Here is a 25,672-nt window from a genome sequence, read left to right on the forward strand (position 1 = left end):
CAACGTTGGACCATCGCCAGGGTCCGCGATACCATGCGTCCGGTTAAGAGCGGGTGCCGAGCTTTGCGGCCGAAGGGCTCGGCGTGGCCCACTGGGCACCACTCGGTCGTTGGCTGACGCGGAGAGCCACAGGATGCTCCTGGCTTGGTCCATTCTCGATGCGCTTGCGCGGAATTGGGCCTTGGTGGCCATTGCGGTCACGATCCTGACGCTGGTTGTGGTGTCGGCGTGCGTACTGATGAACTACGTGCGCATCTCGCTGAACATCATGCGGACTACGAAGCCGCCGCTGTCACGGGCGCCGCTCGATTTCGACCGTATCCTGGGGGAACCGGTGTTCTTTCCAGCGCTGGATGGCCTCCCCCTGCAAGGGATGCTGTTGCGTGCTCCCGTCCATGTGCCGCGCCGTGGCATGATCATCTTCGTGCACGAGTTCTGTGCAGACATGTACTCCTGGGCACGGTACTGCCGCGGGCTGCACGAGCATGGTTATGACATTTTCACGTTCGATTTTCGCGGGCACGGACAGAGTGAATGCGAGCCGGACTACACCCCGCGGCAGTGGATCACCGACCACGATATGAACGACATGCGGGGGGCGGCCGCATATGTGGAACAATGGCTGCTGGCCCACCATTATCCGGTCGAATACGGGCTGTTCGGAATCTCGCGTGGGGCCTGTGCAGCGATTCTGTTGGCGGCGGACAACCCGCAGGCGCGGGTCATTGTGTCGGACGGCGGATTCAGCACCGACAGCACGGTCGAGTATTTCATGCGGCGCTGGGCCTATATCTTCGCACGCATCCGATTCATGTACGAGAATCACCCGCCGGTGTTCTGGCGATTCCTGCGGTGGGCGATGTTCCATTTTGCACGGCGGGAATTCAAGTGCCGTTTCCCGTCTGTGCATAAGGCGCTGCGGCGGATGACGCCGCGGGCCATTCTATTCATCCATGGAGAGAAGGACTCGTACCTCCCGGTTGAGCAGAGTCGCCGGCTCTACGCCCTGGCGCCGCAGCCGAAGGCGCTCTGGATTGCGGCCGGCGCACGGCACAATCAGGCCGTGATCGTTCACCGTGATCGGTATCACGCCCTGACTTTGAACTTTTATGACCGCTACCTGATGCCCGCGGGTGTGGCACCGGTCGCCGAGGCAAGACCGGAGGTCGCCCCCCCCATGGCCTCGCAGCCCGCATTCGCCGATGCCGAGTCTCTTTGAGTATTTAGCGAAGGAGATCGCCGGAACCCATGCCACCTGGGTTTATCGGCGCTTTCGCCGGGCCCTTGAGCGGCCCGTCTACGAGCAGCAGCAGGCCCTCCGCCGCGCGCTGCATGTTACGCGTGGAAGCGCGTTTGCGCGTGAGCATGCGCTGCACCGGGTGCGGAACCTCGCTGATCTGCGGCGCGCGCTGCCCATACGAAACTACGAGCAGTATCGGCCTTATATCGAACGAGTTTGCGCAGGGGAGCATACCGCGCTGTTCGCACGGCGTGAGCCGATCCTCATGTTCGCCACGAGCAGCGGGACGACCGCACTGCCCAAACGCATCCCCGTGACGCGGTCCTTCGTGAAGGACTATCGCCGCGGCTGGAACACCTTCGGGCTCAAGGTCCTGGATGACCATCATGACGCGATTCTTCGCGCGATTCTCCCTTCGACCGGCCGATACGACGAGGAGCACACGGCCACCGGTATTCCGATTGGGGCGATCACGGGGCTGCTCGCGAAGATGCAGAAGCGCTTCGTGCGGCGGCTCTATGTCGGGCGGCCGGAAGTTGCCTACTTGCGGGGGGCGCAGCAGCGGTACTACGCACTGATGCGGCTGGCCATCGTGCGGGATGTCGCCTGGGCCATCACCGCGAGTCCCGGCACACTGATCGAGATGGCGCGCGTTGCAAACGAGCACCGCGCTGCGCTGATCCGTGACGTGCATGACGGCACGCTCGCGGAGTGGGTGGATGCAGGATCAGAGCTGCGTGCTACGCTACTTGCAGGCGTGCGTCCACAGCCCGAGCGCGCCCGGGAGTTGGAGCGGTGGTGTGCCGCGCACGGCGCACTGCGCCCGCGGGACTACTGGCGGTTGAGCTTCCTCGCCTGCTGGACGGGTGGAAGCATGGGACATTACCTGGAACGGCTCGGTGAGTGGTGGGGTGGGGTACCGGTGCGGGATATCGGTTTGCTGGCGAGCGAGGGGCGCGTCAGCATTCCTCTCGCGGATGGGGAATCGTCCGGGGTGCTGGATGTGACGGCGGCGGCATTCGAATTTATCCCGTGCGAAGAAGCCGCCACGGAAGAGCCGCGCACACTGGCGGCGCACGAGTTGGAAGTTGGGCAGGACTATATCGTCGTGCTGACGAATACGACGGGCTTAGCGCGCTACCGGCTCGACGATGTGGTCAAGGTGCGGGGATGGGACGGCCGCACGCCGCGGGTGGAGTTCATGTACCGCGCAGGACGGGTGGCGTCGGTGGCGGGCGAGAAACTCACGGAGAACCAGGTTGTGGCCGCTGTACGTGCAGCGTGTGCAGCGCTCGGGCTGCCAAGTTTCGACTTTGTCCTGGCGCCGGCGTGGGCCGATCCCCCGTACTACGAGCTATATGCGGCGCGATCGCCGGTCGCGGGGCTCACAGACGCGGTGGACACTGCCCTGCGACAACAGAACGGAGAATACGACTCACGGCGCGGGTCGCGTCGCTTGGGGCCGGTGATTGCCCATCACATTCCGTGTGATGCGATCGCAGCGATGGATCGGCGGCTGGCGGCCGCGCGCCGCGGTACGGCCGAACAGTACAAGCGCCCGTGCCTGTTGACCGAGCCAGGTCAGTTGGAAGCACTGCTGTGCTTGTCGCCGAGTGAGCTCGGCGGGGAAACCGGCGGTCCGTGAGGTGCTCGAGCGCCCCGTTTCTGGCGTGCGGAGTAGGTGGGGTGTAAATTACCCAAATTAACAGCGCGCGGGTCCTGATTGCGAATCGGCAATTGACAGGCCTGTCGGCGGGAGAGCGGGTGGTGGGGGCGGATACAGAACCGTTTCACTGCGGTTTTTTTGGGGCGTCAGGGGCGGTTTTTACGCGTCCTGAAACCCATGCAGTGGTGCCTGCCCCGGCGGAATTGACAGGTTCTGCACGAATTTTTGGTGGGCTTAACCCCTTGCGTTTTCTCTATTTACCGAAAAAGGGGTCAAGAATGTTAAAATAGATAAGAAACGTGCGCGGTCACGCTCTGGAAATGCTTTAAGATGTGGAAGTACACGGTTCGATAAGGCACAGCGACTGAACAGAGAGAGGAGTCCTCGCGGCGGCGGCACATCGCACTTCCATCCGTGACGCTGCGAGATTTGGTGGAGTCGGAGATCCGGCACAGAGGCAGGAGCGGACCGTTCATGAAAACAGGGACACGGCAGGAACGAGTGGCCACGCTTTGGAGCACGTTCCGACGCACTCGATCCGTAGACACCCGCAACCGGCTGATCGAGCATTACCTCCCCCTCGTCAACAAGATCGCAGAGATCATGGCTCGGCGACTCTGGCCGCGCGTGACCGCGGACGAACTTGCCAGCGCGGGTTACGATGGCCTGATCGCGGCGGTGTCCTCGTTCGACCAGGATCGCGGGGTGAAGTTCGAGACCTACTGCCGACAGCGGATCGTGGGTGCGATTCGGGATTGGCAGCGCGAGGTGGATCCCCTGGGGCGCTCGGGGCGGAATTTCGAACGCACCATGAATCATGCTGAAGAGCGTTTCCAAGCCGAGTGCGGCCGGCTTCCGACGGCGGTGGAGTTGGCTCAGCGGATGGACATGTCGCTGTCCAAGTTCCTGCGCATGCGTAAGACGGTGGCCGCGTCACACAATGTGCCACTTGAATTCTCAAGCGACCGTAACGACGACAGTCGCATGAACACGCTCGTGCCCGCCGATCCCAGTCCGGGGCCCAGTCATCAAACCGAGCGCGAGCTGATTCGCGATTACATCACCCGCGGATTAAAGGAGCAGGATCGGTTGATCCTGACCCTTTACTACTACGAGAAACTGACGATGGCGGCGATCGGCGCCGTGCTGGGGGTGAGTGAGTCACGTGTGTGCCAGCGGCACGCGGAGATCGTGGAGCAGTTGCGGGCGCGTTTTGCAGACGCGGCCTGCGACCTGGTGGCCTGACCCGCACGCCGGTCGTTCGCCGCCGTGACCGACATTGAATCTCTACCTCCCTCCTCCTGCAGGGGACGTTCGCTTCGGCGACGTCCCCTGTTTTGCTGAATGGCTGGTCGGTGTCAACGGAACGGCATACCATGCTGCGCAGCGCGGGGGCCGTGCGGATGGACGTTCCCGTGCCGGCCTGCGCCACTCGACCCATGCAAAGGGATCGCATCATGCCGCGTGTGTCCGCCGCTTCCCATCGTCTTGCGCAGCTTGCGACGCCTCACAAATGGTCACTTGGGGGTGGTCGGCGTGTTCTCTGGGCACCGGAGTTTCCGCTCTTCCTGCACCAGCCGGGGTTCTGGGATCCGGGCACGTACCTCGAGCACAAGCTCGAGGGCCTGTTGACGTGGACCCTGCTCGATGGTGGGGAAGAACTTCCCTGGGTGGCCGGTGCGCGACACTGGCAACCCGACGTACTTACGACGAAGTTCACCGCGGCCGGCATCAATGCCACCGAGCGGAAGAGCGTGCGGCCGGACGATACGTTCGCGAGTGTGCTCGAGTTGCGGAATACGCGCCGGGTCGCGCGCACCCTGGACGTGATTCTGTGGGCCCGTGTCGATGCCACGGACATCGGCGAAGTGCGATTCGCGGATGTCCGCGGGGCTGTCGCGGGCATTCGCGGGCACTACAGTACGCACGATGCGGACGGCCGTGTGCGGCACAACCTCACCTTGTCATGGGCGCTGGAGGACAGCCGGGGTAAGGCGACCGCCGCAACTTCATGGTGCGTGCAGACATCGGAGTATTCCGGCACCCAGCCCGACTGGCGACTCACGCCGTTTTACGAGCTGTTCGATGGCAAGTTGCCCGACACCGGCCACTGGTTCGGTGGCATCGATGAACGGCACGGTGGTCGGCCGTTGAAACGGCACGTTTTTCTCGCGTTGCACCGGCGTGTGCGGGTTGGACCGGGCAAGGCGGTTTCAGTGGGTGGGGGCTGCCGTGTGGCTCCGCGTGACGGTGGCCATGCCCGAGCGCGCGTTCCCGGCTGGGAGGGCTACTTCGCCGGAGCACCGGAGTTTCTGTGCTCCGATCCGTATCTCGAGCGGTATTTCGATTATCGCCTGTTCGGTTTGCGGCTGAACACGATCGATCATGGCCGGGCTCCGCTCGCCCAACCGTGCGTGTTTGAGGGGATCAATCCGGGCTGGTTCCGGCATGCCATCTCGTACAGCAGCCAGGTCCTGCCGAAGGATTTGCGCTGGCTGCACGATCCGACACTTGCGCAGGGTTGTATTCTCAACTTCCTGACGACGCGCGGAGCGGACGGTTTCATCGGTGGCGGACTGCTGCCGGAACGGGCGGAAGAGAACTGGCGCACCGAACACATGTACCACTGTGACTGGGGCGGCGCAGCGCGCCTGGTCTACGAGCTGCACCCCGATCGCAGTTTCCTCGCCACATGCTACGAGGGACTCGCTGCGCATGCGGAATGGTTCGACCGCACGCGCGACGCCGAGCGTACGGGGCTGTATGACGTGTGCTCGCAGGCGGAGACCGGGCAGGAATACATGAGTCGTTACCTGTTCGCCGACGCCCGGGCGGACGAATGGGGGACGTTCCGACTGAAGGGGGTCGATGCGACCGTCTACGTGTATCTGCTCAAACGGGCGCTCGCCTGGATGGCACAGGAGCTCGGTCGTCCACAGCAGGAAGCCGAGAACTGGCAGGCGCGGGCGGCAGTGACGCTCGATGCGGTCCGCGCGAAAATGTGGGACCCGCAGCGGCGGAAATTCTGCGACGTGCATGCGCAGTCCGGGCGGCGCAGCCCGGCGCGCGCACTGACCGATTTCTACCCGTTTCTGTGCGACCTGGCGAGCATCCACCATCTGCCGGCCATCTATGACCACCTGCTGAATCCGAAGGCCTTCTGGACGGAGTGGCCGGCACCGTCGAGCGCGCTGGACGAAAAGCTCTCGGACGCCTACGGCCGCTGGCGCGGCAAGCGGATGAACTGTCCATGGAACGGCCGTACGTGGCTGATGACCAATTCACACATCGCCGAGGTGTTGGCGCATGCTGCGCTGACGCTCGACCCGGCCCTGGAGCCCTACGCGGCGGCGTTCCTGACGCGCACGATCCATATGCTGTTCGTGGACCGCGATCTGCTGAAGCCGACGAGTTACGAATACTACAACCCGCTGACGGGGCAGGCACCGTTCTTTCGTGCGACCGACGACTATATGCACAGCTATCTCATCGACCTGGTGATTCGTTACGTCGTGGGCCTGCGACCACAGGCGGACGGTGCCCTGGTGATCGAACCGCTGCAGTTCGGACTGAAGCATTTTGCGCTGCGCAATTGCCGGGTGCGCGGGGAGGAAGTCGAAGTGACGTGGGACGGACGGCAGTTGGCGGCCCGATATGGGCAGCGCCGGCAGCGGGTAAAGGGTTGGGAGCGACTGGTGTTTGAGAGACGGTGACGGGTCACCCGCCGTCGGCCGCTGACAGCAACCGATCCACCCGCACGAACTCGTACCCACGCTGCTTCAGCTCGACAAGCAGCGGATCGAGTTGCGGATGCAGCTTGTCCGCACGCTGTGATCCAAGGTGCAGGAGCAGGAGGAATCCGTTGAGACCATGCGGGTCGCGGTGCTCGTAGGCAAGAATGTCGGCGAGAATCTGCGCTGATGTCACGAAGCGGGGGTGATCTTCCGGAATCCAGTCCCGATTGGAGCCACTTCCGGGCGTGAAGTTGAAGAGGATGATGCCGGCGTCCTTTGCCCAGCGCACCTGGTCCGAGTTGTACCATTCGTAGGGTGGAATGAAGAAGATCGGTTCACCCGCAGGCAGCGCGCCACACGCGCGCAAATCCGCGATGTTCCGGCACAGATCGGCACGAAAATCCGCCGCCTCCACCAGCGTCTTTGCCCGGTCCTCCCAGGCGCAGTACAGCAGATGGGCGTGCGAATGCGGGCCGACATAGTGCCCTTCCCGGAGCATGCGCGGCACCAGCGCGCGGTACTCTGGTTGGGCGAGGTAGTCACCGGTGAGGAAGAACCCCGCTGGTGCGGCGTGTTGCCGCAGTGTGTCAAGAATGGACGCCGTTCCCTCGCCGTAATGGCCACCCGTAAAGACGAGCGCGAGTTGTTTCCCGGTGACGTCACCACGGACCGGTGCGCCGTGGTCAAAGGTCCAGTTTACCGTGGCCGGAATCTGCTTCGTGCGGAATGCCGGCGCCGCGCAGCCACCCAGCGGACCGAGCAGTGTGAGCAGCACACCACACATCCGCACTTGTGAAACCAAGATCATCCCTCTGCTCATGTTCAAACCCTGATCAAGATCCGGCGGCGGTACAGCACGATCATGGGTAGCAACCACACCGCGACATACGCGACCGCGAAGAGCAGTGAACCGTTCAGCGGCCCCGCCCAGCTTGCGAAGAAGTGGTCATACAACCAGGCCTTCAGACTGGTCTGGTTGTCGGCGAGCCGTACGCCGCCGAGGATCTTGGCGACCACGCTCGATGCGACGTAGACCACGATGGCGTTGCTGCCGAACACTACAAGCGGCCATGTCCACGCCCGCCGGCCGCGCAGGTCCACCAGCCAGATGCCCATCGCAAGAAAGTGCAGCGCCAATCCCGCGGTCAGCAGCACATAGGAGCTGGTCCAGATCTTCTTGTTGATCGGGAATGAAAGACCCCACCACAGTCCGACCAGCAGCAGCAGGTTGGCCGCTACGAAGAGGCCGACGAGCTTGGACGTGGTGTCGCGCGTGGTCTGAAGCCAGCGGCCGGTGAGCGCGCCGCAAAGCACGGTGACGATCGCGGGGAGCGTGCTGAGCAGCCCTTCGGGATCTGGCCGGTCGCGATAGAGGTGCCCGGCGAGAAATTGTGAATCAAGCCATTCATGCAGAAGCCCCTCCGCTCCCTCCACCTTAGCCGTGAATCCAGTCGGAGGCGGCACCCACGTGACCACACCCCAGTATCCCAGCAGTAACCCAGCCGAGAGCACGACCTGGGTGCGCACACTGCAGAGGAGTACCACCAGCGCGGCAAAGAAGTAGCAGAGCGCGATGCGCTGCAGTACACCGGGAATCCGCAGACCGGTTTCCCGGAAGTAAGCGAAGTCGAAGACGAACGCGGCAAGTGCCAGTGCCATGAGCGCCCAGCCGGAGATGCGCCGCACCCCGCCAGCGGTTGTGTGCGGCGCTGCCTGGCGCGCACCGGCGGAAGCGACCAGGGCAATACCCGTGATCGCAAGAATGTAGGGCAGCGCTAAGCGGAAAAGCGAAAGTGCGACGAGCACCCACGACGCCTCGGTCGTGCCGGCGCGAACCTTGTTCAGCAGGCGGAAGTCCGGAAACGCCGCCATGAACAGGCCGAGCAGGAAGATCAGAACGCTGCGACGCACTATCTGCATCCACACAGCGCTTCGGTCGGGAGTAACCGCGGTGCGGCGGCGGAGTGAGAAAGTGAGGGCGACGCCTACTATGAAGAGAAAGAAGGGAAAGACGAGGTCGGTCGGGGTCCAGCCGTGCCACTGCGCGTGCCCGAGCGGTCCATAGATATGGCGCCAACTGCCGGGATTGTTGACCAGTATCATCCCGGCGATCGTCAGTCCACGGAATGCGTCCAGGGCGGCGAGCCGCTCGGACGCGGGGGGCGCAGTTGCGGCGACAAGCGGCGTGGTAACCATGAGGGCGCAGTGTAGCCGAGCCCCCCTGTACGGAGGAGGCGCGACCGCCGTGCGGTCGGCAGGGATGGTGGCGCGCTGCGGTTCAGCGCGCCCCGGTTTCGAGGGCGGCCGCGCTGCACCCGACGGCACGAGCCCCATCAGGGGCGACGACATCGACCGCCGGCCGATCCTTGGCTGCCACGATGCCAACCCGGGACGGAATACTCTCTGGCTTACCGATGTTGGACAGCCAACTCAGCCGGATGAATCCGCCGGCGTCCGCGTGGTCAAAGCTGCTGGCCTCGAAGGTGGCCATCTCGTTTGTGAACATCGACGCCGGGTTCACGATGCGGACGACATGCGGCGTCGGCTCGAGCTGGATCGTGACGGTGCCGTTCAGCAGGGCCATCACCGCCCGGCCGGCGGCCGCGAGGATCCGGCACTGGTCGGAGAAGTACTCGCCGCGATAAATCGCGGTGCCGAAGGCCTCGCCGAGGCGGACATACTGATCGTAGGACGGCTTGTTCAGACACGTCCGCGCGAGATTGTCGACCGCCAGGTGCAGCAGCTTCGCGGCCGGATTGAGATACAACCCGCGTGATTTCACACCGGTGAAGCGGTTTTCGATGATCAGGTCCCAGGCCCAACTGGCACGCCGATACTGGTGGTTAAGCTGGTCCAGGATGGCCGGGAGATCGAGCGGCGCGCCGTGGAGTGCCACCGGCACGCCTCCCGCGAAAGTCACTTCGACGGTCGCCGGTCCCGGGCCGTAGCGGTTCTGCCACGCAAACGTCCCGGCGACCGCGGCGAGCACCTGGTCGACGGGCACGAATTCGTCCGGGCGCTCGAGCGGGCCGCCTTCGATGCTGAGGTGCCAGAGGTTCTCGTCCAGACTGAAGTCTTTCTGCACGGCGAAATTGTCGTCGTAGCCCTTGCTCTTCAGGTAATTCACGAGGTCAAGCCGCCCGCCGAACTGCCACGACTTCCACGGTGCGAGGATCGGACACTCGGGCGCGAGTGAACGATAGCCGAACTCGAACCGGATCTGGTCGTTGCCCTTGCCGGTGGCGCCGTGCACCAGCGTCGCCCCGCCGAGCTCACGGGCGCGTCGCACCTGCTCGGCGGCGATGAAGGGCCGCGCCAGGGCGGTTCCGAGGCGATAGGTGCCTTCGTAGGTCGCCGCGAGGCCGATGGCCAGCGGAAGGAGCGACTCGAACATCGCCGGCTTCGCATCGCGGACGCACGCGGAAGCAGCGCCGAACCGGAGGGCCTTGGCACACAGGCCGGCGAGGTCTTCCTCCTGCCCGACGTCCACGAGGACGCAGTGAATCTCGTAGCCCTGTTCGGCCAGCCAGGGCACCATGGCCGAGGTATCCAGACCGCCGGAATACGCCAGCACACACTTCTTCGCCTTACCGCTCACGCTTGTCTCCCAAACAGGTTGCGAGCCGGCGCCGGATCGCGACCGGCGTCGTGCGGTTTTCGGGGCCAGTCAGCTCCGGGTTGATCGTGTCGCCACCGACATCGAACCCGTAAGTCGATTGTTTACAACTTGTTAGGCCAACCAGAGACACCAATTCTTTCACACAATATGCCCGCCACAGTGGGACGGGTAGTGCACGAAGTCATCCAATATTGACAGTCCAACAACAAAAAAGCCGCAGGCCGTTTGTGCGGGCTGCGGCGGTCGCCTTTCGGCGGTGCCTGCGATTTCTCTTGTTGCGTGAAATCGCGGGCCGGAGTCGGTTACACTGTATCTAGTATAACCCTGAGACTTGGGGCCATCAAGCCAAGAGGGGTCACAGTGATGAAACGGCATGTTCTTGGATTTGACATCGGTTCAAATTCGGTTGGTTCAGCGTGGATCGACCGTGAGACCGGTCGGGTGGTCACTGGGATCTCGGTCTTCCCTGCTGGTGTGGAAGAATCCGACGAGAAGCGCGGCGATCCGAAAAATGCAAAACGGCGCATGTGTCGACGAGCGCGGATTACGCTTGCTCGCCGGGCCGAACGTAAGCGGCTATTGCGACTGAAGCTAATCGAAGCCGGCCTCCTACCCATAACCGTGGCCAAGTTCGGGGCATTACTCGAGAAGTCGGATCCCTGGGAGCTTCGGCGCAAGGGCCTCGACAGCCCGCTGACGCCATTTGAATTTGGCCGTGCATTGCTGCACCTCGCGCAGAGGCGTGGGGCGCTCGGCCTGAACATAAGTGCAGGAGAACTGGGTGATGAGTCGACAGATAACGACGAGGGGGACGAGGGGAAGGTCAAGCAGGGCATTGGGAGAGTAAGGACGCAGATGCTTGGCAAGAATGCCCGTACCTTCGGTGAGTTCATCGCAATGGTGCGCGCTGAACGGGTCACGCCCATTACCACCGATGACAAACGTCCGGCAGGCATGCGCAACGGCCCACGAGAGTGGCGGAAACCTGTTCGGAACAGGGCGGCCTCCTACGAGCACTGCGCTGACCGAATGATGATTCGTGACGAGTTCGCGCGGTTGTGGGACCGCCAGTGTGAACTCGGTGGCGAAACAGCGAAGCTCCTGACGGCAGACCTGCGAAAGGCGCTTGACGACGAATCTGGTGACATGCACTGGCGTCATAGAGGGCTTCTGTTCGGTCAACGTCGTCAGTCATGGGATCTCGGAACACTGGGACGTTGCGTGCTACACCCGGAGGATAGATGTGTCCCGCACGCGGACATGTACGCTTCTCGCTACCTTGTCGTCGAAACGGTGAACAACCTCAAGGTCATCGAGCGCGGCAAGGAAGCGCGGCCACTGACTCCCCGAGGAGCGCGAGAAGATCAAGGCGTATCTCAGCGGCCCGCTGGGAACGGAGAAGGGCCGTAAGAGAAAGGGCGATACCGCGCCGCCGCCCGACCGGCCCAAGCGGACGGTCAGCGTGACCGCCCTGCGAGATATAATGGGCTGGGGGCGGATCTCCAAGACAGCCCAATTCCGCTTCAACATTGAGAATGACGAGGAGCGAACAATCAACACGGACTGGTTCAGCCGTGAGATCATCCATGGAGTAGTGACGTCAGATGTGTGGGCGTTGATGCCGCACACGATACGCGAAGGCCTGAACCGCGCCATCCTAAAATTCGACCCCGCTCAGGAGGAGGACGCGACGCGACTTGCGGCGGGCGCAATGAACTGGGCCGGCCTCAGTCATTCCCAGGCAGACGCACTTGTTGCGGCGTGGAGACGCCGCCCGAAACCCGATGCCAAGCGACTGAGCATGAGCCGCCGTGCCGTTCGGAATCTGCTCGAGGTCATGGATCGACCTGAGCCGTGGCCGAACCCGAGAAGCCAGACAGGGTATCGCTGGGTGACGCAGATCGAAGCTCGCATGTTGATTGCGGAAGCCCCTGATTTTATGGACGTTACGACAGGCGAACCATTGGACGACACAACGCGCCGCCGCTACGCCACGGGCGCGAAAGGGGCTACGGCTAGCGATCGCTATTACATTCGCCAGGAGAAGCACTGGCTTAAAGACGCGCAGGGTCGTAGCATCTGCGACGAAAATGGCGAGCCGCTTGCTGAACCGCCGCCTGCCCCGCTCGTGAGCAACCCGGTGGTACGCAAAGCGATTCATGAGGTGCGCCGACACTTGGTCGAGTACCTGATGGTTTTTCGTCAGAGGCCCGACGAGGTGTACATCGAGCTTGCCCGTGAGGCGCGCATGGGGAAGGTGAATGCCGATCGTCTTCTTTTCAGAAACCGACTTCGCAATCGCATACGCAATGAGATCGTCCACGAGTTCGGATTGGATGCCCAGACATCAACGCAGCAACGCGCTGCACTCAGTCGAGTAGTCCTGTGTGTTCAGCAGGGCGGCGTATGTCCCCTTTGCGGAAAGGCCGGGCTCACGCCACGCCAGGCATCTGTTGGTGATGACTGCGAAGTGGCGCACATCATTCCTCGTGGCAGCGGGGGACACAACGGGCTCGCGAACATCGTACTCGCCCATACCAAATGCAATCGGGACATGGGTCGCCGGACGCCGCGGGAGTTCTGGGCGTCCACACTCACGAACGGGCTCGATGAGGGATTGGTGTGGATTGAGGGAATTTACCGGGATATCGAACGTCCCCGGTACTCCGAATTGAGGAGCACGACGGGAGTTGCGCTCTGGTTGTGCTACTTCACAAAAAGGGATGACGTAACCAAGATCGAGCAGTTCAAGAAAGACATTAAAGATATCCAGGAAATGACGTTTCGCCAGGAGGCCGCCACGAAGTACGCGACGCGCCAAATGATGAGCTATATTGCGGATGCCCTTTATGGTGGAAAAGGGCTTCCGGAACGCAGTGTGGGCAGCATGTCGGTTGACAATGCTAGGAGAATCTTTGCGACTGACGGAATCTGGACGAGTCGTTTGCGTCGTGAGTGGGGGCTGTTCTTTGACCCTCACTCCAAACGCACTCATGGAATTGGAAGTAACGAGGAGCATGCTCGTAAGGAGAAGGATCGCGGAGACCACCGCCACCACGCGATCGACGCCGTTGTCATCGCACTCTGTACGCGCCAAGTTCAGATCGCATGGGAAGAGCGCGAGAAAACTGCCGACCGAGACGGGGTCAATACAGCGGACGAGCAGGCGTTGGATCAATATCGGCGCCTGTGTCCGCTCGACCTGCCTAGGCCGTTCAAGTCCCGCGAGGAACTGCGGGAGGTCATTCGAACGACGGTCTTCGGCAACAATGAGAGCGAGAGACCGGTATGCCACCGGCCAGTGAAACGTAAGCTGATTGGTGCTCTGCACGAAGAAACGCTATTCGGCCCTGTCCTTGACCGCACAGGGAAGCTGACGGGCACATTCACAGCGAGGAAGAGTGTGCTCGCGCTTAAGCCAGATCATTTGCGTATGCCGCGGCCGGAGACCGAAGAGGAGGCGATCAAACGGCTCGCAAACCGGCGAATGAGCGAGAAGGGCGTTAACGAGCGAACGGCCCGCAAGTGGGCACGGGACGTAGTTTCATCTGCCGGCTTCTGTCCGGCGCTGGTCGATCCGCCTCCGGAAAAGAGCGGTATTATCCGAGATCGCGCCCTGCGCGCCCGACTTCGGGAATGTCTCGAACAAGCCAAGCTCGATCCTGACAACTTCACACCTAACCAATTGAAGAAGATTCTTGAAGACAATAGGAACCAAGGTCATGAGAGGAAGTGGCCCCTCTGCCACAAATCAGGAGTTCCCATTCGTTCCGTGATTCTGTTGCGCACCATGAGTAATCCCGTCGTCGTGGCTCGCAAGCGGCCGGATTACACGACTGGGCACATGGTGAAGGACGAAACTTGTTCCTCGTTGCGTGCCTACGTTGGTGGTAACAACCATCATATCGAAATTCGCGTTAGCGCCACGGGGAAGTGGTCCGGTGCCGTAGTCTCTGCATTTGAAGCTTCACAACGCAATGTCGCCCGGTTGCAAGCTTTGCGGGATGCGGGCATCCCCAAATCGTGCGAGCTTCGAAATCTGTCCGTAACAGACCGAAGGAAATTCAGATCTCAGATTCGTGCAATTGAACTCTCCCATCCGCTGGTCGACCGGCGTTATGACGACGCCATGGGCGGTCAATTCGTGATGAGTCTCTGCGAAGGTGAGATGCTCTTCATGAAGCACAAGCAAACAGGCGAAGTCGGTTACTTCGTAGTCGCCAAGCTCGACCGGAGCGCATCAGGCTCTGATCGCATTGTGCTGGTACCGCATTGGGACGCACGTGCCGCGACGGAACGTAAAGACGCTGAGGGTAGGAAAGTTACCGACTCCAAACGCAACCAGTTTGCTGTAACGCCTGCGGATCTCCAGTCACTTGCTCCACCAGACCACAACCACGCGGTGAAGGTTCGGGTAACGCCGCTGGGGAACGTGCAGATTCTGAACCGGGACTGAAGCCAAGCGCGTGTGACTGCCGATAATCCCGGCGCCGGGTGGCGGTCACCATGATCAAACGCACCGTCGAAATCTCCCAGCACCCTGCCCACCTGACGGTCCGCGACGGTCAGTTGCTCATCCTGCGCAAGGACGAGCCCCCCCAACGCCTGCCCGCCCAACCCCCCGAGCTCGTGGCCGCGATCCCCTGCGAGGATCTGGGCGTTCTGCTGGTGGAACACACTGGCTGCACCTACTCCCACGCCGCGCTTGTGCAGCTTCTGCGCTGTGGCGTCGCGACCGTGATCTGCGGCCAGGATCATCTTCCCGCCGGCATGCTGTTGCCGTTCAGCGAGCACGCCGAAGTGGTGCGGCGCCTGCGCCTCCAGCTTGCGATCCGCGCCCCCCGGCGGAAAGGGCTGTGGAAGCAGATCGTGGCGGCCAAGGTCCGGGCCCAGGCCGCGAACCTGCCGCGCGGCTCGGCCGCGCGCACCCGGTTGCAGGTGCAGGCCCGCGCGGTGCGTTCGGGCGATCCGACCAACGTCGAGGCCCAGGCGGCCCGGGCCTACTGGGCGGCGTGGTTGACGGACATTCAGTGTGCCGACGGGTTTCGCCGGCTGCGGGACGGTCCGCCGCCCAACAACCTGCTCAATTACGGCTACGCGGTCGTCCGCGCCGCCGTGGCCCGCGCCGTCGTCTCGGGCGGGCTGCTCCCGGCCATCGGGCTGAAGCACAGCCACCGGGCGAACTACTTCTGCCTCGCCGATGATCTGCTCGAGCCGCTGCGCCCGCTGGTCGATGCCCGCGTGCGGGAACTGGTGCGCGCCGGTGAAACGGAGCTGCACCCCGGGGCGAAGCGCGCCCTGCTCGAAGTCCTCGTGCAAAGGGTCCGCACGGGCGGCGAGCACGGGCCTCTGCTGGTGGCGCTGCCCGGTTACGTGGCTTCGCTGGTGCGCTGCTTGGAAGGTAATGCGAAACGGCTTGAAATCCCTGTGGCCGCCGAGAGTGCTGCGGACACCGAGCCCATCCTGTGATTAGCGGGTACCGCTGTATGTGGCTGGTGGCGATGTTCGACCTGCCCGTCGACACCCGGGAGGCGCGGCGGGCATATACCCAGTTTCGCAAAGCGCTGCTGAAGGACGGTTTCACCCGGATGCAGTTCTCAGTGTATATTCGCCACTGTGCCAGCGAGGAGAACAATGAGGTGCATGCGCAGCGCGTCCAGCGCGTCTTGCCCGATCATGGGGAGGTGCGCCTGTTGTCCATCACCGACAAGCAGTTCGAGCGGATGCGCATTTTCTGGGGGAAACTGCGTAAGCCGGCTGAACCGGCCCCGGCCCAACTCGAACTTTTCTAGCGCATTCTCACCGCAACTGCCGCAGAAGCCGCGAGTTACAGGGTCAGGAGTGTAACCGACCCCAGCCCGCGAGCAACCCGCAAACGTCGGATCGCAACCGGGAGTGTAACCACCCCAGCCCGCGAGCAACCGCACCGGGGGCGGGGGCGCGGGGGGGCAGAGTGTAACCGACCCCAGCCCGCGAGCAACCCGCAACTCAAGGACTGCCAAGGCGTCCATCGCGGAGAGTGTAACCGACCCCAGCCCGCGAGCAACCCGCAACCTTGTGCGAGTGCGGCGGGTTCCCGGGCCGAGTGTAACCGACCCCAGCCCGCGAGCAACCCGCAACTACACAGCCACAGTACCGGCGCCGTCGCAAAGTGTAACCGACCCCAGCCCGCGAGCAACCCGCAACCGAACTATCGCAGGACATGGATTGGCACTCAGTGTAACCGACCCCAGCCCGCGAGCAACCCGCAACCCCAAGCGGGTTACACAGACACGGGGCGTTAGTGTAACCGACCCCAGCCCGCGAGCAACCCGCAACCAGTGCGCTCTGTGCGCCTTCGCAGCAGTCAGTGTAACCGACCCCAGCCCGCGAGCAACCCGCAACTGTTCGCAGCGAACATCGCGTCAACCGAGCAGTGTAACCGACCCCAGCCCGCGAGCAACCCGCAACGGTCACCGTGGCCGGAATTCAGTCGATCTAAGTGTAACCGACCCCAGCCCGCGAGCAACCCGCAACGGCGGATTGCGACCTGTCCGCGCTGCGGGCAGTGTAACCGACCCCAGCCCGCGAGCAACCCGCAACCTGGCCGAGCTGTACGAGGACGACGGCCGCGAGTGTAACCGACCCCAGCCCGCGAGCAACCCGCAACTATGGATCGCAACGGGGACGGGGTGGTCGAAGTGTAACCGACCCCAGCCCGCGAGCAACCCGCAACTCGGCGGGCATCCGCTCCGTAGGCCCGCGCAGTGTAACCGACCCCAGCCCGCGAGCAACCCGCAACGCTCCTCCTCGTCGGTGTCGCGGCCGTCGTAGTGTAACCGACCCCAGCCCGCGAGCAACCCGCAACTGGTCGACGACGACTGCCGCAGTCCCGCGGAGTGTAACCGACCCCAGCCCGCGAGCAACCCGCAACTGCGAGGTGCATCACCCCCATCGCCGCCAGAGTGTAACCGACCCCAGCCCGCGAGCAACCCGCAACTACGAGTCGTCGGTCTCGATCGTCCCCGTGAGTGTAACCGACCCCAGCCCGCGAGCAACCCGCAACAACGGGTATTGACGGCCGTGCGGGCGGCGAAGTGTAACCGACCCCAGCCCGCGAGCAACCCGCAACTGCCGGTGATCGTCAGCGACGCGACGCGCAGTGTAACCGACCCCAGCCCGCGAGCAACCCGCAACTGCAGATCGACCACCCCGTCCCCGTTGCGAAGTGTAACCGACCCCAGCCCGCGAGCAACCCGCAACTCGGACTGGTCAGCCCAGCGCTGGGTCAGAAGTGTAACCGACCCCAGCCCGCGAGCAACCCGCAACCTGTGTGACGTGCTGTATGCGCTCTGTCACAGTGTAACCGACCCCAGCCCGCGAGCAACCCGCAACGCCCCCAGCGGCCGGGCGAGAGTGATGCGGAGTGTAACCGACCCCAGCCCGCGAGCAAGCCGCGGCCGGACAAGGGGTGCGGGGGGGGGGGGGGCACTTTCCGGTCCACAATCGGAGCGCGGACATGAACACACCTCAACGCACACGGAACCACAGTCCAGCAGCGAATTCTCCCCCGAATCGGCGTGAGTGCGGGCCTTTACCCGCGCCAACCCTTGGGATACCATTCTGGGCTGCCGCAGTCGTGCCATCCGGCCCGCGCTGGTCGCCCGGGGTATCCCCTGGAGGCGGCGCGGAGTGGTTACAGGGCGAGCATCCTTCGTACGAGGGGCTGGCCGCCGGGCAGGGACGGCTGCGTACGCTGGTGTGCCGGGTGTTTCCCACCCGCGCCTGGTGGTACTGCACGTGGTGGCGTGCCCGAGTGGACTAAGGGAGCGGATTGCAAATCCGTTATTCGTGGGTTCGAATCCCACCGCCACCTTGCACCCATGTCACCGGGGGCCCATTTCCACGCTCTTGTTTGGATGTGCCGGCAAAGAGTTGTTGCCGGCAGTGACTGCGGCCGAAGGGTGCTGCGCCGGTGTGTTGGGACGGGCTGCCGCCCAGGCGCAACCGCACACGCTCGCAGCGTGGACTGTCCGTTTCTGGCGAGCTTTCTCCCCGAATACTGCCGGTCACCCGGCGAATGCAATGCATGGCGACCCAGCCACAGCGCAGCCCGGCCGGGGCGCCGCGTCTTCCGATCCTGGGCGCGCCTGAGGAGTATGCACGATGATCAAATCGCAGAACTTGCGGGGGGCTTTTACGTTGATAGAACTGCTCGTGGTCGTGGCGATCATCGCCCTGCTGATCTCCATCCTCCTGCCGGCCTTGCAGGAGGCCCGCGAGCAGGGAAAGGTCACCCGCTGCCTCGGCAACTTCAAGAACCTCACCACCGCTGCGGTGCAGTACTTCCTCGAGCACAATGACAACTTCCCGGCGATGGTGAGCAACATCGGTAATACCTACGCGGTCTGCCCGTGGGCCTTCGGCGGAGCGACGGCCTCCGATCGTTGGCGCACCGGCTTCGCGGGTGTGCCAGCGAACATCTACTATCTGCCGGTACAGACGCGTCCGTTCAACAAGTACCTGCTCGGGGCCGACCCGGAGCCGGACATGGTGATAAACGGCGTGATTTCGAAACGCTCGGAGGTGCCGCAGTTGCGGTGCCCGTCGGACACATTCTCCAGCGCAAACCGGTCGACGGCCGACCCGAATCCGGATCCGGTGGCCTCCTACATCGACGTGGGTACGAGCTACCACTACAACCTGACGGCCCTCTTCGGTTCGAGCTACAACAACATCGCCTTCAACAGCTCGGCCGGAGTTCCATATTGGCCGGAGTTCTTCCGCCGCCTGACGCGCGACGTGCTGGCGCGGCACTCCTCGACGTTTACGATGTTTCTGGAAGATCCGATGAATTACAATGTGTTGGCGCTGCAGCCGGGCTTTGGTTACCACCGCAAGTTCAACAAACATGTGACCGGCTACCTGGACGGGCACGCAGCGTACACCGTCGCCGATACGCGGGGGTACTGCGGACCGGGCTGGACGGCGATCAATCCGAGTTGGGTGTACAAGATCGGGCTGAATGAGGCGCCGAAGCCCGCGCCGATTGCGTACAGCGTCTCGAATGGCGGACCGACGCGGGAGCGGAAGAACTGCGACCCCCCGCGGTAGTATCGTGGGTCGGCGGTGGAGGTCGGAAAGAGCGCATGTGTGGGGCGGGCGGGCGGCGCATGCGCATGCGCGGACGCGGGGATTGGTGAGGGCGTTGAAAAGTTATAAGACGGTAACTTGAACCGGTTCAAACTCGCCGCCGCGCGGTTGTGGCCAGCCACCTAGGAATTCGAACCGGATCACGCCAAAATCTGGTGCCGGGCAGTAATGGGGGGTGTATAATGCACACATGAAGATCTCGTTACACTCCGGCCCATCGGCGGTCGGTGTGGTCGGTCGGCTACGCTGGGTGGTTGGACCGCCAAGTTGGAAGTGCTGGGGCTAAAACGGAGTCCAATGATGATCCGTCGACGGGCGATGGCTGTGCGTGGTTTCACGCTGATCGAATTGCTGGTGGTCGTGGCGATCATTGCCCTGCTGATCTCCATTCTGTTGCCCTCACTGCGTGACGCGCGAGAACAGGCCAAGGTGGCAACCTGCCTTGCGCAGGTCCGCACGGTGATGCAGGCCGCGAACTTGTATTTCGTCGAGTCCAAAGACTCGTTCCCCTATCTCGTGACGACGACCTCGAACTGGATTGGGCTGTGCCCGTGGGCCTACGGAGGACGCACCTCGCACGAGTATTGGCGAACGTATAACCAGGGTCTGTTCCATGCCCCGGTCCAGACGCGCCCCTTCAACCGCTACCTCCTGGGCGCCGATCCCGAGCCCGATGTGATGACCGGGAGCACGATTGAGAGATACACGGAAGTTCCGGTGTTGCGCTGCCCGTCGGACCGGACGGCCAGCATCATGGAGAGCACCCCTGTCGCTCCGGACAGCATCAGCACGTATCAGGCCGTCGGCACCAGCTACTTCTGGAACATGCAGTCCATCTTCCAGTTGTACTACCAGACGCCCAGCCAGCTTGTGACGCAGAATTATCCGCTTTGGGATCCCGCTGTGCGGGCGTTGCATCGCGTGGCACTTACGAAGTACGCAGGCACGTACGTCATGTTCCTCGAAGCGCCCATGAACAGTGGCCTGGCGTCGCGGACCGTTACACAGGGCTGGCATGGCAAGTTCGGGCGGCACTCGATGGGCTTTATCGATGGACATGCGGAACATCGCTTCGTCGACACACGCGGCTACTGCGGTCCGGGCTGGGCTGGCCTGAACCCCGACTGGGTGTACAAGTTCGGCGTGACCCGCCCCCATCCCTGGTTCTACCAGGTGAACATCAAGACGTGTGACCCGCCGCGCTGATTGCGACCGGCCGCCACTCTAGGGATGATCTTGATGCGGGCGGGTGACGCGTGGCGTTGCCCGCCCGCGATCTTGCGCCAGCGACGGGTTGCAGGGTCATCAATACCCCAATATCAATTAATCTTCTGGCGGGGGTTCACAGGGGCGCGGCCGGCCGGTACAATTCTGCCATGGCGCGGAGAAAAGTTCCGATAAGCACGGTCCCGGGCCCGGCCCGTCGACTCGCCATCTTCCGGTGGCGGCCCGACGAGCAGACACCCATGGATGTGGCGACCGTGGTCATCCTGTTGCTCCCGCTGGCGATTTCGCTGCTGTTCCTGTAGCCGTCGCCGATCGGTGAGCGTCGTGCGGGATACCGCCCGCACCCGAAACAAGGAGGTTTCGGGTGAGAGGGTTGATCTGCGCGGGGATTCCATGTGACCAAGCTGTGATTGTGTGTTCGTCCCCAACGTGGCGAGGGGGTCTCGCGGCACATAGAAGGGGCGGGAGTGGTACGGTTTACCATCCGTAGCGCGCCAGTCAGGGGTGCGGTGGCGACTGACCTAGTTTCTGGGGTGCAACCCGGAGTTGGGGGCCTGTTAACCTGGGGCTTCAGCGTGTGCCCCGCTGGCCACGCTGGAGAATCACCCGGCGATCTCCGTCGTTGATCTGGAGCTGACCTGGGCGGGCGTTCGCCACCCAGGTGCGCTGCCCGCCGGAGGCAAAGCGCACGCGCAGCTTCGTGCCGTCAAAGTCGTACGTCCCCTCCTGAGCAGTGGTAACACCCTCGAACGTCACCACCGCCTGGTAAGTGCCGTTAGCGCGAAAGACGGCGTTGTCTACTGCGAAGACCTGCCGGCTGGGCGTGGCCCGGACGAGGTGCCATTCGCCGTGGATGGCGCCGGCACAGCCCGTGCAGGCGGCCAACCCGGCAAGGAATAATCCGTAGATTGTGCGGGGGTGATGGGTGGCACGAAACATGCGGGCTCCTCGGCGGCGTCGCGGTGCGAAGGGGCGGCGCCGGATGTCGTGTAACGCGCCGGGGCGGTGGGGGCAAGCGGTAAGGGGGAATGTGGATGTCCTCATCCGCCAATCGGCCGCGCGATCCAAGGGGTGCGACTGCGGGTGTCGATCATAGGGACTCTCCCACGCGTGCGCTTGGCACCGGCGGGAAACCGATGTTGCCCGGGGTGCATTTACGGTTTTTCCGTCTGAAGAGCACGATCGACGCGGCGGAGGGTGCGTTCGCGGCCGAGGAGGGCCAGCGTGTCGGAGATCTGCGGGCTGATGGTTGTGCCTGTAACCGCGACGCGCAGGGGCTGGGCGACCTTGCCGAGACCCAGGCCGGTCGCCTCGGCGAATGCGCGGATCGCCGCGTCGATTGCGGCCGGCTGCCAGTCGACGAGGGCCGCGAGCCGCGGGTGGAGGTCACGGAGGACGGCGGCGCCGCTGGGATCGCCCTTGAGCAGCCACTTCTGCACGGCTTTGTCATCGAAGGGATAGGCGTCGTCGGGCTCGAACAGCGGGCCGCACTTGAGCACGACATCGGCGAATGTGCGGAAGCCGCGCAGAGCTCGAGAACGTGCGCGAGCGCGGCATCGTCGAGCGCGGCCAGGGTGGCCAGTTCGTTGATCTGGGCGAAGTCTCGGAAGGCCGGTACGAGCCGCTGGGACGGGAGAGCGGCGGCCGCAGCGGTGTTGAAGGCCAGCAGCTTGTCGCGGTCGAAGCGCGCGTTGGTCTTGCCGATGCGCTCGAGCGAGAAGGCCTGCACGAGTTCATCGAGGGTGAACTTCTCGCGGTCGTCGCCAGGGGACCAGCCGAGCAGCGCGATGAAGTTGAGCAGCACCTCGGGCAGGTAGCCACTGCGGCGGAAATCGTGGATGTCGATCTCGGGCAGCGTCAGGTGCAGCGCGGCCGCGAGCCGCTGGAGGCGGTCGGACTCGAGCTGCGTCTCACCCGCCAGCCAGGACGCGAGGGTCTCGTCGGCGTTGCGGTCGGTTGGTTTGAAGCCGGCGGCCGTACGAAGCTGATCCGTGGAGAGGCCGCGCTGGCGGACGGCGTCGCGGACGACCTTGTCCTTCTCGCGTTTGCTCATCTTCGTGCCGGACATGTTGAAAATGATCGGCAGGTGCGCGAAGACGGGCAGCGGTGCGCCGAAGGCCTCGAACAGGGCAATATGGTTCGGTGTATTCATCAGGTGCTCCTGCCCTCGGAGCACGTGCGTGATGCGCATGGCGATGTCGTCGACGACGACCGCAAAATGGTACGTTGGCCAGCCGTCGGCCTTGACCAGCACAAAATCGCTCAATTCGGTCGCGGCGATCGTCACATCACCGAGGATGGCGTCGTTCACGATGATGTCGCGCTGCGGCATCTTGAACCGTACGACCACGGGCCGCCCGGCTGCCCGGGCAGCGTCCGCCTCGGCTGCGCTGGGGAAGCGCTCCGGGCGCGGATAGCGGAAGCCGCGCTGCCCGGCTTTCTGGGCGGAAGTGCGCATGGTTTCGAGTTCTTCGCGGGTCTCGAAGGCGTAGTAAGCCCAGCCGGTTGCGAGAAGTTGCTGCGCGGCCGCCGCGTAGCGGTCGAGCCGCTGGCTTTGATGGTACGGTCCGCACGGACCGCCCACTTCCGGGCCTTCGTCCCATTGCAGCCCGAGCCAGCGCAGGTCGTCGAGGAGCTTGGCATCGGCTGCCGCGATATTGCGGGTCTGATCGGTATCTTCGATGCGCAGCAGAAACTGCCCGCCGGCATTTCGGGCAAGCAGATAGTTGAAAAGCGCGGTGCGCGCGCCGCCGATGTGGAGGTAGCCCGTGGGGGACGGGGCGAACCGGGTACGGACGGTTTTGCTCATGGCGGCAGTGTAGCCGATGCGATGATCGGAATGCAGCCGCGTGCGCGCGGGGGCGCGCATCTGCGCCCCCCACAGTTCCGTACCGTTGAACTTCCCAGCGGCCGCACGGCCCAGCACCTCACCGTTGACGCGGAGAGCTAGCGCGGTACCGTGCGCAGGCGTAGATCGTGTCGGAGGGGGTCGCAGGGACAGACCTGTCCCGATGGGTTCAGGCCGCAACGATGGTCGGCGGCCACGCAGTGAGCAATGTTATGCATCAAGCCCGCATCGTGGCGCCTGTTGACGCGCTGCTTGTTCTCGACATCGGCAACTCGCGCGTCGGCGTGAGCATCTGGGACGGTGACGGTCTGCACGATGCGCAGCGCGTGCGCGCCCACGATGAAGACGCACTCCGAACGGCGCTCCAGGCCACCTGGAGCACGATGCAGGGCGAACGGCGCGCGGTCGTCCTTGGCAGTGTCGCACCGCGCAGTGCCATCGCGGTCGAACAACTTGTGGAGGAACTCACCGATCAGACGCCATGGCGTGTCCGGGACGACCTCCCCCTCCCATTGCCGGTGGACGTGGACAACGAAACCGAGGTGGGGGTCGACCGTGTCTGTGCCGCCGCCGCCGCCTACGAACGCCTCCGCGGACCCTGCGCGGTCGCCTCGTTCGGAACAGCCATTACCGTGGATTGCGTGTCAGCGGCCGGTCATTTCCTCGGCGGAGCGATCCTGCCGGGTTTCCAGATGGGCTGCGACGCACTCCATGAAGGCACAGCCGAGCTGCCACAGATCCAACCGGGACGACCGGGCGCGGTTTTCGGTCGCAACACGCACGATGCCATCGTAAACGGAATCGTCTACGGCGCCGTGGGAGCGTTGCGGGAGATCGTGGAGCGCTATGCGACCGAACTGCGCGAATGGCCCCGGCTGGTGATCACCGGCGGCAACGCGCCACTCGTCGCCGAATTCGCCGATTTTGTCGACGCGGTGGTCCCCGACCTGTGCCTCATGGGCATTGCACTCGCCTATCGCCAGGCGGCGGGACAGCCGTGAATGCGGATGGCGGGGGTGCTGAACTCTTGACCGACGCCGGCCCGGCCGCGATCGCTATCTTCCGGATCTGGGGCCCGACGGCGAGTTGTTTTCGTGAGCAGCATCTCCAAAGCTCGCTTGGAACCCCGTTGGCCTGGCGTCCCGCCGGCCAGGTGGTCCGGGCGCGGCTGGTGCAAGGGGACGAGCTACTCGACGACATCCTCGTCTCGTTCCATGGGTCGGCGGAAGCACCGGAAATTCGCGTACACCTGCATGGCAACCCTGTACTGGTGGCACGCGTCCGGTCTTTGCTGCCCAGCGCGCGGCCTGCAGTTGCCCCCGCACTGTGGAACGCGGCCGACTTCCTGGAGGTCGAAGCCATCCGGTCCTTACCCGGTATGCGCACGCTCCGCGGTGTTCGTTGGCTGCTCGCGCAACCCCCCCGACTGCGGAAGGCACGCGATCAACTGCGCACACTGCCTGCGGACATGGCCCAAACCGAGTGGGCTGCGATTGCTGCGCGGCGGCACATCGCTCGCCGGTTCGAACAGCCGCTGCGGCTGGTCCTCGCCGGCCCCCCCAACGCCGGCAAGAGCACGCTCGCGAACGCGCTGGCCGATCGGCCGGTTGCGGTCGTATCCGACCGCCCGGGGACAACCCGGGACTGGATCGGCTTTGAGGCCGAGTTGGCGGGCTTCCCGGTAGAGTGGATCGATACGGCTGGACTGCGCTCCGGGGATGATGCGCTCGAAGCGGTCGCCATGGCACGGACCCGCGAACTGGCGGCGCGGGCGGACGCTGTCGTGGTTGTACTTGATGGTCGCCCCGAAGCCGCGGAGGTAACGACCGCGTTCGTGCAGGAATATGCCGGCCCCCCGCCGGCCGCCGTCGTCTGGAACAAGGCCGATGCGTGTGGGACTCAAGACCATGCTGCACGTTGCCATGCCTTGCTCCCGCCGGCCTGGGCCTCCCGGACTGTTGTGGCGGCCGCGCAGATCGGTTTGGGGTTGGAGGTTTTGCGGAACCAACTGGCCACCGTCCTGTGTCCGGAGTCCCGGGAACTCGACGCGCCCGCAGCGTTTTCGGAGGTCGTCGCCATGCGGCTAGCCGATCCTAACTGGTTATTGGAGAAAGAATTAACGTCACAGGATTCCGGCTGAAGCGGCCACGTGCGACGTGCGAATTCCGGTTGCGGCCGGCGCGCGGCTGCGGCTAGCATAAGATTC

At 63.8% G+C, this 25,672-nt stretch carries 17 protein-coding genes, 1 tRNA gene, 1 pseudogene and 1 CRISPR repeat array; of the genes and pseudogenes, 14 read left to right on the forward strand and 5 right to left on the reverse strand.

Translation table 11 applies throughout. From position 1 onward, the window contains the following. Positions 1-133 precede the first annotated feature (133 nt). From IPM18_07055 to IPM18_07070, 4 genes are all read left to right on the forward strand, one after another. Positions 134-1,219 (forward strand): alpha/beta fold hydrolase, encoded by a 1,086-nt coding sequence (locus IPM18_07055; protein MBK9119349.1) that lies wholly within the window; start codon positions 134-136, stop codon positions 1,217-1,219. Beyond that, entirely contained in the window at positions 1,203-2,885 is a 1,683-nt protein-coding gene (locus IPM18_07060) for a GH3 auxin-responsive promoter family protein (GenBank protein ID MBK9119350.1), read from the forward strand. The genes IPM18_07055 and IPM18_07060 overlap by 17 nt, the downstream gene beginning before the upstream one ends. A 495-nt stretch (positions 2,886-3,380) precedes the next feature. Continuing rightward, positions 3,381-4,151, forward strand: coding sequence for a sigma-70 family RNA polymerase sigma factor (locus tag IPM18_07065; protein ID MBK9119351.1), 771 nt, complete (start codon positions 3,381-3,383; stop codon positions 4,149-4,151). A 212-nt stretch (positions 4,152-4,363) separates the two neighbouring features. Beyond that, positions 4,364-6,619 carry a hypothetical protein gene (locus IPM18_07070; protein ID MBK9119352.1) on the forward strand — a complete coding sequence of 752 codons (2,256 nt, stop codon included), beginning with the start codon at positions 4,364-4,366 and terminating at the stop codon, positions 6,617-6,619. Between the two features lie 4 nt (positions 6,620-6,623). Here IPM18_07070 and IPM18_07075 read toward each other — a convergent pair whose 3' ends face one another. The 3 genes from IPM18_07075 to argG all read right to left on the reverse strand — a co-directional run bounded on the left by IPM18_07075 (position 6,624) and on the right by argG (position 10,238). After that, positions 6,624-7,448 carry a polysaccharide deacetylase family protein gene (locus tag IPM18_07075; GenBank protein ID MBK9119353.1) on the reverse strand — a complete coding sequence of 275 codons (825 nt, stop codon included), beginning with the start codon at positions 7,446-7,448 and terminating at the stop codon, positions 6,624-6,626. A 14-nt stretch (positions 7,449-7,462) separates the two neighbouring features. Further along, positions 7,463-8,836: a DUF5009 domain-containing protein gene (locus IPM18_07080; protein MBK9119354.1), complete on the reverse strand. Its 1,374-nt coding sequence runs from the start codon at positions 8,834-8,836 to the stop codon at positions 7,463-7,465. An 82-nt stretch (positions 8,837-8,918) separates the two neighbouring features. Next, complete coding sequence (gene argG, locus IPM18_07085) at positions 8,919-10,238, reverse strand: argininosuccinate synthase (GenBank protein MBK9119355.1); 1,320 nt, start codon at positions 10,236-10,238, stop codon at positions 8,919-8,921. Positions 10,239-10,622: 384 nt separating this feature from the next. Here argG and IPM18_07090 point away from each other — a divergent pair, with 384 nt between their 5' ends. The 8 genes from IPM18_07090 (at position 10,623) to IPM18_07125 (ending at position 20,920) form a co-directional block, all read left to right on the forward strand. Next, positions 10,623-11,669 (forward strand): hypothetical protein, encoded by a 1,047-nt coding sequence (locus IPM18_07090; protein ID MBK9119356.1) that lies wholly within the window; start codon positions 10,623-10,625, stop codon positions 11,667-11,669. 52 nt (positions 11,670-11,721) lie between these two features. After that, entirely contained in the window at positions 11,722-14,715 is a 2,994-nt protein-coding gene (locus IPM18_07095; protein MBK9119357.1) for an HNH endonuclease, read from the forward strand. A gap of 50 nt (positions 14,716-14,765) precedes the next feature. Beyond that, positions 14,766-15,728, forward strand: a complete 963-nt coding sequence (gene cas1, locus IPM18_07100) for a type II CRISPR-associated endonuclease Cas1 (GenBank protein ID MBK9119358.1) — start codon at positions 14,766-14,768, stop codon at positions 15,726-15,728. Between the two features lie 17 nt (positions 15,729-15,745). Next, positions 15,746-16,051 (forward strand): CRISPR-associated endonuclease Cas2, encoded by a 306-nt coding sequence (cas2, locus tag IPM18_07105; protein MBK9119359.1) that lies wholly within the window; start codon positions 15,746-15,748, stop codon positions 16,049-16,051. 48 nt (positions 16,052-16,099) lie between these two features. Next, positions 16,100-17,697: a CRISPR direct-repeat array (repeat unit 34 nt; unit sequence AGTGTAACCGACCCCAGCCCGCGAGCAACCCGCA). 343 nt (positions 17,698-18,040) lie between these two features. Then, positions 18,041-18,114 (forward strand) — tRNA-Cys (locus IPM18_07110). A gap of 290 nt (positions 18,115-18,404) precedes the next feature. Then, positions 18,405-19,352: a prepilin-type N-terminal cleavage/methylation domain-containing protein gene (locus IPM18_07115; GenBank protein MBK9119360.1), complete on the forward strand. Its 948-nt coding sequence runs from the start codon at positions 18,405-18,407 to the stop codon at positions 19,350-19,352. A gap of 336 nt (positions 19,353-19,688) precedes the next feature. Further along, positions 19,689-20,597: a prepilin-type N-terminal cleavage/methylation domain-containing protein gene (locus IPM18_07120; GenBank protein ID MBK9119361.1), complete on the forward strand. Its 909-nt coding sequence runs from the start codon at positions 19,689-19,691 to the stop codon at positions 20,595-20,597. A 170-nt stretch (positions 20,598-20,767) separates the two neighbouring features. After that, positions 20,768-20,920, forward strand: coding sequence for a hypothetical protein (locus tag IPM18_07125; protein ID MBK9119362.1), 153 nt, complete (start codon positions 20,768-20,770; stop codon positions 20,918-20,920). 268 nt (positions 20,921-21,188) lie between these two features. Here IPM18_07125 and IPM18_07130 read toward each other — a convergent pair whose 3' ends face one another. Further along, positions 21,189-21,557, reverse strand: a complete 369-nt coding sequence (locus IPM18_07130; protein MBK9119363.1) for a hypothetical protein — start codon at positions 21,555-21,557, stop codon at positions 21,189-21,191. A gap of 727 nt (positions 21,558-22,284) precedes the next feature. Beyond that, a pseudogene (locus tag IPM18_07135) lies at positions 22,285-22,686 on the reverse strand (hypothetical protein). A gap of 992 nt (positions 22,687-23,678) precedes the next feature. On the opposite strand from IPM18_07135, the gene IPM18_07140 reads away from it, so the two are divergent. Both IPM18_07140 and IPM18_07145 read left to right on the forward strand, forming a co-directional pair. Continuing rightward, positions 23,679-24,467 carry a type III pantothenate kinase gene (locus IPM18_07140; GenBank protein ID MBK9119364.1) on the forward strand — a complete coding sequence of 263 codons (789 nt, stop codon included), beginning with the start codon at positions 23,679-23,681 and terminating at the stop codon, positions 24,465-24,467. Positions 24,468-24,595: 128 nt separating this feature from the next. After that, positions 24,596-25,606 (forward strand): 50S ribosome-binding GTPase, encoded by a 1,011-nt coding sequence (locus IPM18_07145; protein MBK9119365.1) that lies wholly within the window; start codon positions 24,596-24,598, stop codon positions 25,604-25,606. Positions 25,607-25,672 lie beyond the last annotated feature (66 nt).

It is taken from the genome of Phycisphaerales bacterium, assembly GCA_016716475.1.
In the GTDB taxonomy this organism is placed as follows: domain Bacteria; phylum Planctomycetota; class Phycisphaerae; order UBA1845; family Fen-1342; genus JADJWG01.

What these genes read in the sequence shown, in the direction of transcription:
- IPM18_07055 (MBK9119349.1), top strand. Translation starts at nt 134, where the DNA reads ATGCTCCTGGCTTGGTCCATTCTCGATGCGCTTGCGCGGAATTGGGCC.
- IPM18_07060 (MBK9119350.1), top strand. Translation starts at nt 1,203, where the DNA reads ATGCCGAGTCTCTTTGAGTATTTAGCGAAGGAGATCGCCGGAACCCAT.
- IPM18_07065 (MBK9119351.1), top strand. Translation starts at nt 3,381, where the DNA reads ATGAAAACAGGGACACGGCAGGAACGAGTGGCCACGCTTTGGAGCACG.
- IPM18_07070 (MBK9119352.1), top strand. Translation starts at nt 4,364, where the DNA reads ATGCCGCGTGTGTCCGCCGCTTCCCATCGTCTTGCGCAGCTTGCGACG.
- IPM18_07075 (MBK9119353.1), bottom strand. Translation starts at nt 7,448, where the DNA reads ATGATCTTGGTTTCACAAGTGCGGATGTGTGGTGTGCTGCTCACACTG.
- IPM18_07080 (MBK9119354.1), bottom strand. Translation starts at nt 8,836, where the DNA reads ATGGTTACCACGCCGCTTGTCGCCGCAACTGCGCCCCCCGCGTCCGAG.
- IPM18_07090 (MBK9119356.1), top strand. Translation starts at nt 10,623, where the DNA reads ATGAAACGGCATGTTCTTGGATTTGACATCGGTTCAAATTCGGTTGGT.
- cas1 (MBK9119358.1), top strand. Translation starts at nt 14,766, where the DNA reads ATGATCAAACGCACCGTCGAAATCTCCCAGCACCCTGCCCACCTGACG.
- cas2 (MBK9119359.1), top strand. Translation starts at nt 15,746, where the DNA reads ATGTGGCTGGTGGCGATGTTCGACCTGCCCGTCGACACCCGGGAGGCG.
- IPM18_07115 (MBK9119360.1), top strand. Translation starts at nt 18,405, where the DNA reads ATGATCAAATCGCAGAACTTGCGGGGGGCTTTTACGTTGATAGAACTG.
- IPM18_07120 (MBK9119361.1), top strand. Translation starts at nt 19,689, where the DNA reads ATGATGATCCGTCGACGGGCGATGGCTGTGCGTGGTTTCACGCTGATC.
- IPM18_07125 (MBK9119362.1), top strand. Translation starts at nt 20,768, where the DNA reads ATGGCGCGGAGAAAAGTTCCGATAAGCACGGTCCCGGGCCCGGCCCGT.
- IPM18_07130 (MBK9119363.1), bottom strand. Translation starts at nt 21,557, where the DNA reads ATGTTTCGTGCCACCCATCACCCCCGCACAATCTACGGATTATTCCTT.
- IPM18_07140 (MBK9119364.1), top strand. Translation starts at nt 23,679, where the DNA reads ATGCATCAAGCCCGCATCGTGGCGCCTGTTGACGCGCTGCTTGTTCTC.